The organism is Streptomyces sp. NPDC002328 (assembly GCF_042890065.1).
In the GTDB taxonomy this organism is placed as follows: Bacteria; Actinomycetota; Actinomycetes; order Streptomycetales; family Streptomycetaceae; genus Streptomyces.
Genome location: NZ_JBIARQ010000005.1, coordinates 392,254 through 404,928 on the forward strand (window position 1 = coordinate 392,254; position 12,675 = coordinate 404,928).

12 protein-coding genes and 2 pseudogenes are annotated in these 12,675 nt (G+C 69.6%); 7 read left to right on the forward strand and 7 right to left on the reverse strand.

Going from position 1 to position 12,675, the window contains the following annotated elements; translation table 11 throughout:
* Window positions 1–55: 55 nt before the first annotated feature.
* Complete coding sequence (locus ACFYX4_RS16780) at window positions 56–793, reverse strand: SDR family NAD(P)-dependent oxidoreductase (RefSeq protein ID WP_389332709.1); 738 nt, start codon at window positions 791–793, stop codon at window positions 56–58.
* 319 nt (window positions 794–1,112) lie between these two features.
* Here ACFYX4_RS16780 and ACFYX4_RS16785 point away from each other — a divergent pair.
* Window positions 1,113–1,841 (forward strand): annotated as a pseudogene (locus tag ACFYX4_RS16785) (SDR family NAD(P)-dependent oxidoreductase); the annotation flags it as partial.
* A gap of 279 nt (window positions 1,842–2,120) precedes the next feature.
* On the opposite strand, the gene ACFYX4_RS16790 reads toward ACFYX4_RS16785, so the two are convergent.
* The 3 genes and pseudogenes from ACFYX4_RS16790 to ACFYX4_RS16800 form a co-directional block, all read right to left on the reverse strand.
* Window positions 2,121–3,086, reverse strand: coding sequence for an SMP-30/gluconolactonase/LRE family protein (locus ACFYX4_RS16790; RefSeq protein ID WP_389332712.1), 966 nt, complete (start codon window positions 3,084–3,086; stop codon window positions 2,121–2,123).
* Window positions 3,087–3,215: 129 nt separating this feature from the next.
* Complete coding sequence (locus ACFYX4_RS16795) at window positions 3,216–4,133, reverse strand: helix-turn-helix domain-containing protein (protein WP_389332715.1); 918 nt, start codon at window positions 4,131–4,133, stop codon at window positions 3,216–3,218.
* A gap of 168 nt (window positions 4,134–4,301) precedes the next feature.
* Window positions 4,302–4,644: pseudogene (locus ACFYX4_RS16800) on the reverse strand (transcriptional regulator); the annotation flags it as partial.
* On the opposite strand from ACFYX4_RS16800, the gene ACFYX4_RS16805 reads away from it, so the two are divergent.
* Window positions 4,586–5,272 (forward strand): hypothetical protein, encoded by a 687-nt coding sequence (locus tag ACFYX4_RS16805; RefSeq protein WP_389333056.1) that lies wholly within the window; start codon window positions 4,586–4,588, stop codon window positions 5,270–5,272. The pseudogene ACFYX4_RS16800 and the gene ACFYX4_RS16805 sit on opposite strands and share 59 nt — an antisense overlap.
* A 77-nt stretch (window positions 5,273–5,349) precedes the next feature.
* Window positions 5,350–6,393, forward strand: a complete 1,044-nt coding sequence (locus tag ACFYX4_RS16810; RefSeq protein WP_389332718.1) for a zinc-binding dehydrogenase — start codon at window positions 5,350–5,352, stop codon at window positions 6,391–6,393.
* Window positions 6,394–6,875: 482 nt separating this feature from the next.
* Here ACFYX4_RS16810 and ACFYX4_RS16815 read toward each other — a convergent pair whose 3' ends face one another.
* Together ACFYX4_RS16815 and ACFYX4_RS16820 are read right to left on the reverse strand one after the other, a co-directional pair.
* A complete protein-coding gene (locus tag ACFYX4_RS16815; protein ID WP_389332721.1) occupies window positions 6,876–7,823 on the reverse strand; it encodes a fumarylacetoacetate hydrolase family protein in 948 nt (315 codons plus the stop codon).
* Window positions 7,820–8,956 (reverse strand): VOC family protein, encoded by a 1,137-nt coding sequence (locus ACFYX4_RS16820; RefSeq protein ID WP_389332724.1) that lies wholly within the window; start codon window positions 8,954–8,956, stop codon window positions 7,820–7,822. Before ACFYX4_RS16820 ends, ACFYX4_RS16815 begins: the two co-directional genes overlap by 4 nt.
* Window positions 8,957–9,160: 204 nt before the next feature.
* Between ACFYX4_RS16820 and ACFYX4_RS16825 the strand changes: the two genes are divergently transcribed.
* The 4 genes from ACFYX4_RS16825 (at window position 9,161) to ACFYX4_RS16840 (ending at window position 12,290) form a co-directional block, all read left to right on the forward strand.
* Window positions 9,161–9,811: a TetR/AcrR family transcriptional regulator gene (locus ACFYX4_RS16825; RefSeq protein WP_389332727.1), complete on the forward strand. Its 651-nt coding sequence runs from the start codon at window positions 9,161–9,163 to the stop codon at window positions 9,809–9,811.
* A 636-nt stretch (window positions 9,812–10,447) separates the two neighbouring features.
* Window positions 10,448–10,993 (forward strand): hypothetical protein, encoded by a 546-nt coding sequence (locus ACFYX4_RS16830; RefSeq protein WP_389332730.1) that lies wholly within the window; start codon window positions 10,448–10,450, stop codon window positions 10,991–10,993.
* Between the two features lie 113 nt (window positions 10,994–11,106).
* Window positions 11,107–11,592, forward strand: a complete 486-nt coding sequence (locus ACFYX4_RS16835) for a hypothetical protein (protein ID WP_389332733.1) — start codon at window positions 11,107–11,109, stop codon at window positions 11,590–11,592.
* Between the two features lie 272 nt (window positions 11,593–11,864).
* The gene (locus ACFYX4_RS16840) at window positions 11,865–12,290 is read left to right on the forward strand and encodes a hypothetical protein (protein WP_389332736.1); all 426 of its coding nucleotides are present in this window, start codon (window positions 11,865–11,867) and stop codon (window positions 12,288–12,290) included.
* Window positions 12,291–12,314: 24 nt separating this feature from the next.
* Here the strand turns inward: ACFYX4_RS16840 and ACFYX4_RS16845 are convergent, their stop codons facing one another.
* Entirely contained in the window at window positions 12,315–12,551 is a 237-nt protein-coding gene (locus tag ACFYX4_RS16845; protein ID WP_389332739.1) for a hypothetical protein, read from the reverse strand.
* Between the last annotated feature and the right edge of the window lie 124 nt (window positions 12,552–12,675).

The window sequence follows — 12,675 nt, forward strand, 5'->3', positions numbered from 1 at the left end:
GCCCTACCTCCCCGGAGCCGTTCTCCTCCTCAACTCCGTCCTCAAGGGCCGTCGTTCAGGCCCGGGTGTAGCCGCCGTCAGCGAAGAGTTCGGCGCCGGTGACGAACGACGAGGCGTCCGAAGCCAGGAAGAGGGCGGCCTCGGCGATTTCCTCGGCGTCGGCCAGCCGCCCCAGGGGTACGACGGCCTCGGCGAACCGGTCGACGTCCGGTCCCGCGGCGCCCAGCAGGCCAGGGGTCCGCGTGGGTCCCGGGCTGAGCACGTTGACGCGGAATCGGCGCTCCCGCGACTGCCGGGCCCAGTTGTGCACGAGGTTGCTCACCGCCGCCTTCGAGGCGCTGTAGACCTCGAGATGCTCATTGGGCCGCACGCTGTTGCTCGAACCGATGACCAGGACGGAGGCGTTCTCCGCCAGCAGCGGAAGCGCCTTCTGCACGGTGAACAGCGGGCCCTTGACGTTGACGGCGAGCGTCAGGTCGACATTCGCCTCGGTGTGGTCGCCGAGCGCGGCGTCCGCGACGATTCCCGCGTTGGCCACCAGCACGTCGATGCGTCCGGCCTCCTCGCGGACTCGCGCGTAGAGCGCGTCCAGGTCGGCCAGGACCGAGACGTCGGATCGTACGCCGGTGGCCGCTGGACCCAACTCCTTGACCGCCGCTTCGAGGCGGCCGGTGTCCCGGCCGGTCACGAAGACGCGTGCGCCCTCCCGGACGAAACGGTGGGCGATGGCAAGACCGATCCCGCTGCTCCCTCCGGTGATCACGGCCACCTTCCCCTGCAACACGCCTTGCATGTCGAACCCCTTCGGTTATGGAATGGAACGTCCATAACCTACCCAGTAATGGACGATCGAGTCAAGAATGGATGCGCGCCGCTCCCCCGGCTCGGCCGTCAGGAGAACGTATGCGCACGTCAGAGGCGTGTCAGGGAACGGCTACATGGCTTGCCCGGAGCCTGCGGGACAGATTTCATGGGACCTGTGAACAGTGCCTGGCCCCCCTTCGACCGGCCGCCGAGTCCCGCTCGGCTGCCCCGTCGCGTGCCGCGCTGTCCGGAAACGCCGGCGTCTTCGTCCCGCTGACGGGCTTTCCGCATCCCAGGGGCGCGCCGAGATCACCGTCCCGGCACCCCTTTCACCTTTCGCGTCAGAACCCCGTCCTCCTCCAGCGCCTTGGTGCGGCGCAGGCAGGAGGACGGGGTTCTGGGAGACCGCCCGGCAGCTCGCAGAACGCGGCGCCACCGAGCTGCTGCACGGCCGCACCGCCGAGGAGGCCCGCGCCGCCGCCGACCGCCTGGTCGCCACGGCCGGCGTCGACGCCGCCCGACTGCGGGCGTACGCCGCCGACTTCACGCGACTCGACGAAGTGGAGACCCTCGCCCGCGAGGTCGTCACCGAGCACCCGCACCTGGACGTGCTCGTCAACAACGCGGGCATCGCCGCCCCCGAGCGCCACACCGTGACGGCCGACGGCAACGAGATCGCCTTCCAGGTCAACTTCCTCGCCCACTACCAGCTCACCTGCCTGCTGGAACCCGCGCTGACCAGCGACCCCGGCGGCCGGGTGGTCAACGTGTCCTCGACGCTGCACCGCACGGCGTCCCTCCAGTGGTCCGACCCCCACCGCGCCCGCCGCTACTCCAGGCTCGCCGCCTACGCGCAGTCCCAGCTGGCCCTGACCGTGTTCGCCGCCGACCCGCGCGTCACCGCGGTCTCCGTGCACCCGGGCGCCTGCGACACGGCCCTGCTCCCCCTGTACGCCCACGAAGGCGTCTCGCCCGCCGAAGGCGCCGCGCACGTGGTCCGGCTGTGCGACCCGACCGTCGAGATCGTCAACGGGGCCCCCGCGCTGCTGAAACTCGTCGATCCCGACCGCATGTTGTTCGGCAGCGACTACTGCTGGACGCCTTCCCCTCTGGCCGATGCCCACATCGCGGCGATCGACGCGGCCGAGTCACCGCTGGAAGGGGCCACATGGCGTTCCCTGACGGCAGCCAACGCCCAGCGCCTGTTCCCTCGAACGGGCAAGTGACCGACGGCCGCCCCCGAATCGCCTCGCCATCGCACGGCCGACGGGGCGATAGCCCACCACGTCTCCGGGCTCGTCACTGGTGACTGCGGTCTACTCGGACCAGTGAGCGAGGATCATGTTGGGGTCCGTGCCGGTGAGCCAGCCCGCGTTCAGTACGTAGACGGTGTGGCCGCGCAGGGCGATGGACGTGGGGTTCTGGAGGCCGTCGGCTGAGGTCAGCGCGATGGAGTGGCTGCCGTCGGGCTCGACGACCGCGACTTCGTTGGGTCCGTCGAGGGCGGCGAGGAGCTGGTTGCCGTGGCCGGTGAAGGTGATGTCGTCGATCCCGGGCATACCGGTGGCCCGGGTCTGGAGGTGGCCGGCCCGTCCGTTCCGGAGGACGGGGATGCGCAGCACGGTGCCCTTGTCCAGGTTGGTGACCCACACCGCCCCGTTGTGGACCTTCAGGCCGTTGGCGCCGAGGAAGCCGGCGGGCGCCAGCTCCGGAGCGGTGGACCATGCCGTGGGGGTGCCGCCGCGCACGGGCACGCTCCAGACAGTGCCGCGCACGGAGTCGGCGACGTAGAGCGTGCGGGTCCGCGCGTCCAGCGCCAGGCCGTTGGGCAGACCGTCGGCGGGCAGCGCGGCGATCCGCTGCGGTTCGCCGCCGGGGCGCAGCCGCCACACGCCGGTGAGGTCGGATGTGCCGGTGGCGTAGAGGAAGTACAGGGTGCCGTCGTGGGCGCGGACGATGCCGGCGGTCAGCGGGAAGCCCAGGGCCGGGGTGTGAACGCCGCCGTCGGCGGGCTCGGGCAGGGTGGCCACGATCCGGACGGCGCCCTTCGGGGAGATCTTGGCGATCTGGCGGCCCTTGGCGAAGGTGACGTACGCGCTGCCGTCCGGTGCCAGGGCGACGTTCTCCGGCGTCTGGCCCTTGGCCAGGTCGAAGTGCGCGGCGATCCGCGCGTCGCTCAGCGGGGCGGAGGCGGCCGAGGCCGCGGTGGGACTGAGCGCGGTGGCAGCGGTCGCGACCAGGGCGGCCGCCGTCGCGACGGACACGGAGAGGTTCTTGAGCATGGCTTCTTTCTGACCTTTCGGAGTGTTTTCGGGCATGCGGCAGCAACACGCCGACGCATGAGTTTGCTTACGGAAGTTGTCGCGGGACGTCGGCTCGTTGCGGCCGAACGCCCGTGCCGTTCGTCGGGATCAGCCCTTGCCGGCTCGCGGTCGCGGCCGCGTCTGCTCCGGGTCGGTCAGTGGAGCGGCCTGCGTGGTCGCCTGGCTGACTGCCCCGGCGAGCAGGGTGAGCGCGGCCCTCGACGGCGAGTCCGCCTGTGTGGTCGCGACCACCACGATCGGGCCCGGCCCGCTGCTCAGGGACTGTTGGACGACGGTCAGCGGCCCGACCAGCGGGTGCCGCATCTCGTAGGTGGCGACGGTGCACGCCTTGATCCGGTGGTCGGCCCACATCGAGGCGAACTCCGCACTCTTGGCCGCCAGTTCACCCAGCAGCGCGTGCAGTGCGGTGTCCTCCGGATGCTGGGCCGCCACCAGGCGCAGATTCCCCACCACCGCCCTGGCCTTGCTCGGCCAGTCCGCGTACAGGTCACGGACATGGCTGTCGAGGAACACCAGCCTGGCCATGTTCGGGCGCTGCGCCGGAGCCTGCGGGGCTCCCGGGTCCAGATGTCCGGCGAACAACGCGTGGCCCAGGCGGTTCCACGCCAGTACGTCGGTGCGCCGGCCCAGCACCACCGCGGGTGTGTCCCCCAGCACGTCCAGCAGTTCACGCGTCGCCGGCGTCACCCGTTCCGGCGGCGGCCGTCGGCCCCGGGTGCGCCGCCTGTCCACTCGGGCCAGGTCGTGCAGGTACCGCCGCTCGGACTCGTCCAGCCGCAGAGCACCGGCGATCGCGTCCAGCACCTCAGCGGACGCGCTCAGGGACTGCCCCTGCTCCAGCCTGGTGTAGTACGAGGCGCTCACCCCCGCGAGCAGGGCCAGCTCCTCGCGCCGAAGCCCCGGCACACGCCGGCGCTCTCCGTAGGTGGGCACCCCGACATCCTCCGGGTGCAGCTGCGAGCGCCGCGCCTGAAGGAACTCCCCGAGCTGCGTCTTTCCGTTCATGCCTCCGAGTATGGGCAGTCTCCGGGCGGCCAACCTGCCCCGGCTGTGGATAGGCAGCAGCGGATCTGGCTCGTGGCTCCGCACACTGACTTCGGGGTTCCGGTAGGTGCGCGTGATGCGCTCGTGGTCGTGGCGTGCCACTGTCCGCCAACCACGTAGGACGCGGTCTCAGTTGGTGTACCGGGGTTCTCTGGCGCTGTCCGTGGGCCGGGTCGCCGTCCAACTGGCCAGGAGCCTGAGCTGTTCCTCGGACGGGGTGCCGGGTTCGGCGGTGTAGACGGTCAGGTCGTGCATCGCCCTGTTGGACAGGGGCAGGTCCCAGTGAGTGGTAGGTCAGCTCCAGGTCACCGACGTCGGGGTGCCGCAGCCACTTGACGCCGTCGTGTCGGATGCGGACATCGTGGGCGGCCCACTGCGTGCGGAACTCGGGGCTGAGCGTGGAGAGTTCGCCGATGAGTTCCCGCAGGGCCCGGTCGTTGGGCTCTCGTCCGGCCTCGGCCCGGAGCAGCGCCGGCCGGCTCTGGCTGGCGCCGGCGGCCTGCGCGACCACGACCGGTGGCGTGCTGGCGACGTACTCCTACATTTCCCCGCTGCTGACCGACCGGGCGGGGCTCGCTGCCGGGATCGTTCCGCTGGTCCTGGTCGGGTTCGGCGTCGGCGCCCTGGCGGGCTTCCTCGTCGGGGGCAGGCTCGGGGACGTCCGTCCGCACGCGACGACCATCGTGGCCGCCGCGGTGACCACGGTCCTGCTGCTGGCGATCTGCGTGCTGTCCGCGTTCTCCGTGCCCGTCATCGTGCTGGTGGCGCTGCTGGGTCGGTTCGGGCTGGGTGCGAACCCGGTGCTGATCTCCTTCGCCGTCCGCTTCGCCGGCAAGGCGCCCACCCTGGGCTCGGCCCTGACGGTGTCGGCGTTCAATGCCGGCACCGTGGTCGGCACGTGGGCGGCCGGCATGGCCCTGGACTCCTCCCTCGGGGCCACCGGTCCCGCCGTGGTGGGCACAGCGGTCGCCGCGCTGACCCTGCTCCCGACGATCACCATCGCCTTGCTTTACCGACGCGACCGCGGGGAAACCGTCGTCCTGAGCGATGCGGATGCCGCTCCTCCTCTTGCTGCCGATGCCGGAAGCACGGCGCGCTGAGGGAGCCGCGGCCACCCGCCACGCGAGCGCCGCTCGCCTTCTACTCCGACCACCTCACCCGACAGGAGAAACCACTCATGCGCGCAACCCTCATGTACGAAGCCGGCGACGTCCGGGTCGAGGACGTCCCCGACTCGGTGATCCAGGAGCCCACCGATGCCCTGGTCCGTATCACCGCGGCCTGTATCTGCGGCAGCGATCTGTGGCCGTACGGTTCGATGCAGGCGGCGGACGGCCCGGTGCGGATGGGCCACGAGTTCATCGGCATCGTCGAGGACACCGGCTCCGAGGTGACCAGCGTCAAGCGGGGTGACCTGGTCGTCGCTCCGTTCGCCGTCTCCGACAACACCTGCGTCTTCTGCCGCGAGGGCGTGCACACCTCCTGCGAGAACCCGCGTGCCGGGTTCTGGGACGGCATGCCGGAAGAGGGCGGCCAGGCCGAAGCCACCCGCGTCCCGCTCGCCGACGGCACCCTGGTCAAGCTGCCCGTCGCCGCCGACTCGGCGCTCATGCCGTCCCTGCTCACCCTCTCGGACGTCTTCGGCACCGGCCACCACGCGGCCGTAGCGGCCGGGGTCGACAAGCGCACCAGCGTCACCGTCATCGGGGACGGCGCCGTCGGCCTGCTGGGCGTGCTGTCGGCCAGGCTCCTGGGCGCCGAACAGATCATCCTCATGGGCCGCCACCAGGCACGCACCGACCTCGGCCGGGACTACGGTGCCACCGACGTCGTATCCGCACGGGGCGCGGAAGGCATCGAGGCCGTCCGCGACCTCACCGGCGGACACGGCACACACGTGGTTCTCGAATGCGTCGGCGCCATGCCGGCGTACGAGCAGGCCGTCGGCATCGTCCGCCCCGGCGGCGTGATCAGCCGGGTCGGCGTCCCGCAGTACGAGCAGGCCCCGATCGGCTTCGACAGCCTCTTCGGGCGCAACATCCGCCTGGCGGGCGGGCCGGCCCCCACCCGCGCCTACATCGAGGAACTGATGCCCGCCATCCTCGACGGCAGCATCGACCCGGGCCGGGTCTTCGACGCCACCACCGACCTCGGCGGCGTTCCGGCCGGTTACCGGGACATGGCCGACCGCAAGAGCCTCAAGGTCCTCGTCAAGCCCTGACGGAGCGAGAAGTGGACGCGTGACCGGTGCCGCCGCCTCTGGCACCGGCCGCCCACCGCCGTCGCCCCTGACTGGCCCGGAAGCGCTGCTGACCAGGGAGGCCACCGGGGTAGGCCACCAGGGTTCTGGCAGAGAGGCGGTCCTGCTGCCGAACCGGACCTCGGCCACGCCGTCGCAGCGCCAGTTCGGCGGGACCATCGTGCCCACGGTGGGGGACGACGGCCGGTAGCCGTCGGCGGGCGCCTCGGATGCGGTCGACGATGCGCAGCGGGTCGGCGGGCGCCGTGTCTGCGCGCCGGGCGACGTGCCGGTCGGGCCGGATTAGGCCCAGGTCCCGTTCGTGGAGGGCGTGGGCGCGCGGGTCGCGTACGTCGACGACCTCCAGCGTGACGATGCGACAGAACACGGCGAAGTCGCTGAGCCTGCGCTCCACTTCGTGCTGGTGCTGGTGCTGGTGCTGGTGCTGGTGCTGGTGCTGGTGGTCACGCGTACCTCACCGTGTTCTGCTGGACGCCGAGGTCGATGGCCCCGTCGGGGGTGCGGATGGACAGCTCCAGCACGTCGCCGTCGCGGAGGTACTTGGCGTTCTTCGCCTGAGTGTTGAAGAACGCCTTCCACTTGGCCGCGGGAGGCAGGAGGGAGCCGATGATCTCCACCGGTTTCGGCGGAGCTTTGAGGGCCGTCCCACCGGGTGTGCCGGTGAGGATGAGGTCGCCGGTCGCGAGGGCCTGGAAGCGGGACAGCTCCTGGAGGGCCTGGAGCGGGTTGTAGATCATTTCGGTGAGGTCGCTGTTCTGGCGGATCTCGCCGTTGACCTTGAGGACGAGCCTGAGCTGGGAGAGCCGGTCGAGTTCGTCGGCGTCGAGCAGGACGAGGGAGGGGCCGACCGGGGTGAAGGTCGGGTACGACTTGGCCTCGTAGAACTGGGTCTTGGGCAGCTGGACGTCGCGTGCGGAGATGTCGTTGGTGATGACGAGGCCGGCGACGTGGTCCTTCCAGTCGGCGGCGGTCACGGTGGCGCCGACCCTCAGCGGGCGCCCGATGACCAGGCCGAGTTCGATCTCGTAGTCGAGGAACCGGACGTGGGCGGGCTTCACGATCTCGTCGAAGGGGCCGCTGATCGATCCGGAGGTCTTGCGGAAGAAGGTCAGCGGGACGGTCGCGGGGTCCATGCCCGAATCGCGTACGTGGGAGACGAAGTTGGTCATCTGCGCGACCACCCGGCAGGGCGCGGTGACCGGGGAGACCAGCGGGAGCGTGCTGATGCTGCGCGCCTGCGCGGACGACCGGCCCGAGCGGGCCGCGCTGACCGCGGCCATGTCGGCCAGCAGTTCGGCGGTCGTGGCCGCGGTGGTGTCGACGGGGACGGCTTGGCGCTCGTCGAGCGCGACCCACCACGAGTCGGGGGTGCGGAGGACGGTGATAGTCACGAAGAAGCCACTTTCAGAAGGCCGCGCAGGCGGTCGAGGTCGAACTCGTTGTCGTCGTTTCGCAGAGAGGTGAGGATCGAGCGCAGCTCGGCCAGCGACTCCCGTCCCGGGGCGATGCCCAGGAAGTCCCTGGTCGCCGGCGGCCCCCACTGGGCGAGGCCGGAGGCCGACATAGGTGCCCAGCCCGGCTCCAGCGTGCTGTCGAACATGTCACCGTCGGTGAAGTGTTCGACGAGGAAGCCATCGGGGTCACGCCAGTAGTCGAAGATCTGGCTGCCCTGGACGTGCCGGCCGATCCCCCAGGAGCGCCGGTAGCCCTCCCCCAGCAGGTACTGGCCCCCGGCAGCGAGCGCGTCGAGGTCGGTGACCTCGTACGCCGAGTGCACGTACCGGTTGGAGGGCCCCAGCGTGAGGGCGAGGGTGTGGTGGTCGGTGGGGGTGGGGCCCCGGTCGCAGCGGATGAAGCTCATGGTGGGGCCGCGCTCGCGCTGACCCTCGTAGTAGAGGAAGTCGCTGACGATCAGGCCGAGGTGCTCCAGGTACCAGTTCAGGGTGCGCCGGTAGGTCGTCGATTCCAGGACCACATGCCCCAGACGCCGCACGCCGGCCGGCTCACGGGGCGGCCGCTGGGTGCCGTTGACGCGGTCGACGTCACCGCCGAAGTTGAACCGCTGCGGATGCTGTCCCGGCAGGGCGGGCAGCTCGTCCGTGTCGGCGACCACCCGAACCCGCAGGCCACCGGGGTCGGCCAGCTCGACCACCGACCCGCCCAGCGTCTCGGGCAGTGGAAGCACCCGGGCGCCGAGCGCGTCTCCCAGTCGCAGCAGATCGCGGGCGTCGACGGCCCGGAAGGCCGGCCCGAGAAACCGTGACCGGCGGCCCTTGCGGATGATCACGCACGGGGCTCCCGCTCGGGTGCCCCGCAGATGCAGTTCGCCTCCGTCGCGGTACGCCGTCACGAAGCCGAACGCCCTGCCGAAGACCTCGGCACGCTCCAGGTCGGGCTTGGAGAACTCCAGCCACGCGATGTCGTGGACCTTGATCAATGGGTTCGCCGCGCGCCCTGGATGCTCTCCAGGCAGCGCGCCCTGCTCGGAGTGCAGGTCGTTGTGGGTGCCGGGATGAACAACCATGGTCACCACCTCCTGAAGAAATCGTCACTTCCGAGGATGACGTCAGTCAATAGAACTGACGAAACATTCAGAAAATGGGATGGGCGGGATGGGTGAGATGGGCGGGACGTGCCCGATTTACCGTCCGCGGGCGGTGTCGCGGAGGCCAAAAGAGTTGATGATAACTTCAACTCTGAATCGGCGTGCGGTGCGATGGAGGATGCCATGGCCGACAGGACGTCCCGGCGGGTCGACCAGCGGCGGGCGCGGACGCGGAACGCGCTGGTGTGCGCGGCACAGCGCCTGCTGGCCGAGGGGCGCACCGACGCCGCGGTCCTGGAGATCACGGAGCTGGCCGACGTCGGGGTCGGCTCGTTCTACAACCACTTCACCACCAAGGAGGACCTCTTCCGCACCGCGGTAGAGGAGGCGATGGAGTGGTTCGGCGGTCTCATGGACCGGCTCACCGAGGAGATCGACGACCCGGCGGTCGCGTACGCCCAGAGCTTCCGTATGACCGGCCGCCTGCATCGCCGCTACCCGCAGCTCAGCAGAGTCCTCCTACAGCACGGGCTCGACGTGGCCGGCTTCGAGCGCGGCCTGGGCCCGCGCGCACGCCGGGACATCCAGAACGCGACCGAAGCCGGGCGATTCGAGGTGGAGGACATCGATCTCGCCCTGGCGATGACGGTCAGCGCCCAACTGGCCCTGGGAACCCTGCTGCACGCCCAGCCCGACCGCGACGACGCACGGTCCTCGGACCTGATCGTGCGGGGACTGCTGCGGCACTTCGGCATGCCCGCCGAGGAGGCCTCGCGAATCTGCGCACTCGAACTGCCCGACCTGGATTTGGTGGGCACCCTCGGCGACACGTGAGCGCCCTTGACCTTGGCCGGCATGCGGACCGTACGGCTCTTGCGAAGCGGGCCCCACTGTCCGCGAAGGAGCAGCAGAGCCTTCCAATGCGCCGACGTGACCGCGGCCTTGCGCGGCACGGAGAACTTCTGCTTCGGATTCTCACCCGAGAGCGTTGGTCCTGCTCTCGCCGAGCTCGGCCTGTTGCTACAGGCTTCGTTCAGCCAACGGGGCGTTCGGTGCCCGATGCTGCGCCTCGACCTCGCCCAGGTCCCGCGGCCGCTGGAGTTCGCAGCCAACACCCGTGAGCGGCTCGGAGAGGCCCACCGGATGCAGTGGCTGGACGAAGTCGTAGCTCTGAAAGAGAACTTGCGACACATTACTGAGAAGCAGAAGCAAGCCGATCGCCTGGCACTACGGCCACCGGACGTGATGAACGATGCTCCTCGACGAGATTTGGCGACCCTTGCGGTCCCTCGGTGGGGTCGCCGCCATCGAGACCACCATGGCCGCCGCCGCGCAGAAGCTGGAGGCCATGCGCGAGCGTGCGACTCAGCCGTCCACGGTCCACCTCGGCATGCCCGACATCCGACGCGACGCCGGACGAAGCAGCGCAGACGTCGAATGGTCCTTCCCATCGGATCCTAAGCTTCGCGGATGACCTATGAAGAGTTGTGCTGGGAACCGATAGCGGCGCTTCCAGAAGGCGAGCCCGAGGCGTCCTTCGGAGGGCGTTGGGAGGACCGGCTCTGGTTGAACGTTCCTGGCCCCTTCTATACCGGCATCGCCGATAACTGTTGGACGGGCCGGCTGCACGCACCGCGTCATGTGCTCTACGGCGGCGAGTACTTCGGTGAATATGTGTATCGCCAGCCGGCGACCACGGCCGAGGTCCTGAACCTGGTGACCGCAGCCCAGGAAGATCCGTACCGCGGCTATGCCTGCGACGGCGACAGCCGATGGACACCCGAGGTTGTTCGGGACTGGTGGCGCGACCGTGGGCGGGTTACCGATTACCTGGAGTCCCTCCTGCCCGCATGGTCGTCCAGCGACAGGGCTGACGAGCGGGAAGCCGCGGAGGGGCTGAGGGACTTCGCCGCCTACATCACTGAAGGGCTCGGCGCAGACCTCCGGAAGTACCTCTTCCGGCTTGAAGAGGGCTGCTACCCAAAGAACTCCGGACCACTGCCTGAGCTCCGATGAGCAATGACGGCTACGGGGTGCTCGGTGCGCTCGCCGCAGCGTCGTCGCGCGCATCGACTCCGAGCAGCCGAACGAAGGTGCGAAGCAGTAGTTCTGAGGACCACAACGAGGGGATGACCGTCTTCCTCTGTTCCAAGTGCGGCACCGCGATCACGCCGGAGCTGGCCGAGCTGGCCGCCGTCCCCGACCCCTCCGACGACGAACACGACCGGGACGAGGAGACACGCCGGGCACCCTCCACCGTTCCGCGGGGCCGCTACGCGATCGATCCCGAGCCCTGGGGACCTCCCTACGTCGCGCAGGACGATCAGGAGGACCCGAAGCCGGCTCAGTCCCGAGGGCCGCTGGTCTTCCGCGAGGAGGGCTTCGTCATCTCTGCGGGCGTCCCGGGCACGGTGCTGATACACCCTGAGGACGCCACCGACCTTCAACCGCTGCCTAACTGGGAGAACAGCACCGGCTGCTGCGGGCCGACGGGTGACGAAGGACTCAACCGAGCCTGTCCCTGCGGCGCCCCGGTCGCGACGCTAGCGGCAGACTGCTTCGGGCCCTACGAACTGCACCTCGACCCCGTCCGAACCTACGCGTTCTCCGAGTAGGCACGCTAAATGGCCGCCCCGGAGCGCGACACGCCCGGGACGGCTTCTTGTCCGGCGACTTCAAGACTGCTTTCCGTTGCGAAGGCACTTCGATGCCGGCGCGCAGGGCAAGCTGGACCGGCTCGATGCCGAAGCAGCCCGCCGACCCTCCACAGTCAATCCAGGCATGCCGACCTTCGCAGACATCGCCGGCCGCACCACCACGTCGACGGACCAGCACTGCCCCTGAAATCCATGGTCGCCACGAAGCCGAACTGCCTACGCTCCAACCCATGCGAACCGTCTTCGTGTTTCCCACAGGTGAGCGAGCTGAGACCGTCGCCTCGCTCGATCGGCATCTGCCCGAGCAGCGCGATCCGTGGACTCTGGACGGCAACCTCTACATCGACATCGACGATGAGCAGACCGGCTACCTCTTCTCCGACTGGGATCCTGAGGATGTGGCGATCCTCGAAGCAGCCATCGGACATCACCCCACTTGGGCGGTGCAGATCGACATCTCCGGGCGGATCGACGGCACCGCAGAGGTTCATCAAATGATCGCTCTGCTCCTTGAACATGGAGGCGTGGCAACGGACGACTACACCACCCACCCATGGACCCTGTCGGAAATCCTGTCTGGAGCGGTGATCGACGGCCTGCGCTTCTTCGACTTTCGCGGCTACCACGAACTCAGCCGCGAACACGGACGCTCCTGACTCGATCACCTCACCAGCACAAGTTCAGAGAAGCAGGCATGCTCGTGTGCGCAGGGGTGCCGTAGAGCCGGCCCGGTGCGAAACGTCGGCCAGCTTCACGTAGACGTCGCCGAAGTCGACCTCCGCGTCGACGCCGGGACGGTGCGACTGGGGTATGAACACCCGAGAGCGGCCCCGTCCCTCCTCGACGCGGATCTGCGGCCGGCGCCGGGCCATGTAGTCCCGCGCCGTCCCGCCGCAGCGCGGCAAGACCTCTGCCATTCGGCAGCTCGTCCTCCAGGCCCCGGCTCGCGTCATCGCGAAGGCGCTCGGTTGCCACGACAAAACAGCACTCGCCCGGTCACCGGAGCCGGAGGAACATGGAGCCGATACGCCCCGGTGACCA

Excerpts from the sequence above, each read along its gene's own strand:
- ACFYX4_RS16835 (WP_389332733.1), top strand. The coding sequence starts at position 11,107 with ATGACCGTCTTCCTCTGTTCCAAGTGCGGCACCGCGATCACGCCGGAG.
- ACFYX4_RS16810 (WP_389332718.1), top strand. The coding sequence starts at position 5,350 with ATGCGCGCAACCCTCATGTACGAAGCCGGCGACGTCCGGGTCGAGGAC.
- ACFYX4_RS16820 (WP_389332724.1), bottom strand. The coding sequence starts at position 8,956 with ATGGTTGTTCATCCCGGCACCCACAACGACCTGCACTCCGAGCAGGGC.
- ACFYX4_RS16840 (WP_389332736.1), top strand. The coding sequence starts at position 11,865 with ATGCGAACCGTCTTCGTGTTTCCCACAGGTGAGCGAGCTGAGACCGTC.
- ACFYX4_RS16845 (WP_389332739.1), bottom strand. The coding sequence starts at position 12,551 with ATGGCAGAGGTCTTGCCGCGCTGCGGCGGGACGGCGCGGGACTACATG.
- ACFYX4_RS16805 (WP_389333056.1), top strand. The coding sequence starts at position 4,586 with ATGAGTTCCCGCAGGGCCCGGTCGTTGGGCTCTCGTCCGGCCTCGGCC.
- ACFYX4_RS16830 (WP_389332730.1), top strand. The coding sequence starts at position 10,448 with ATGACCTATGAAGAGTTGTGCTGGGAACCGATAGCGGCGCTTCCAGAA.
- ACFYX4_RS16825 (WP_389332727.1), top strand. The coding sequence starts at position 9,161 with ATGGCCGACAGGACGTCCCGGCGGGTCGACCAGCGGCGGGCGCGGACG.
- ACFYX4_RS16795 (WP_389332715.1), bottom strand. The coding sequence starts at position 4,133 with ATGAACGGAAAGACGCAGCTCGGGGAGTTCCTTCAGGCGCGGCGCTCG.
- ACFYX4_RS16780 (WP_389332709.1), bottom strand. The coding sequence starts at position 793 with ATGCAAGGCGTGTTGCAGGGGAAGGTGGCCGTGATCACCGGAGGGAGC.
- ACFYX4_RS16790 (WP_389332712.1), bottom strand. The coding sequence starts at position 3,086 with ATGCTCAAGAACCTCTCCGTGTCCGTCGCGACGGCGGCCGCCCTGGTC.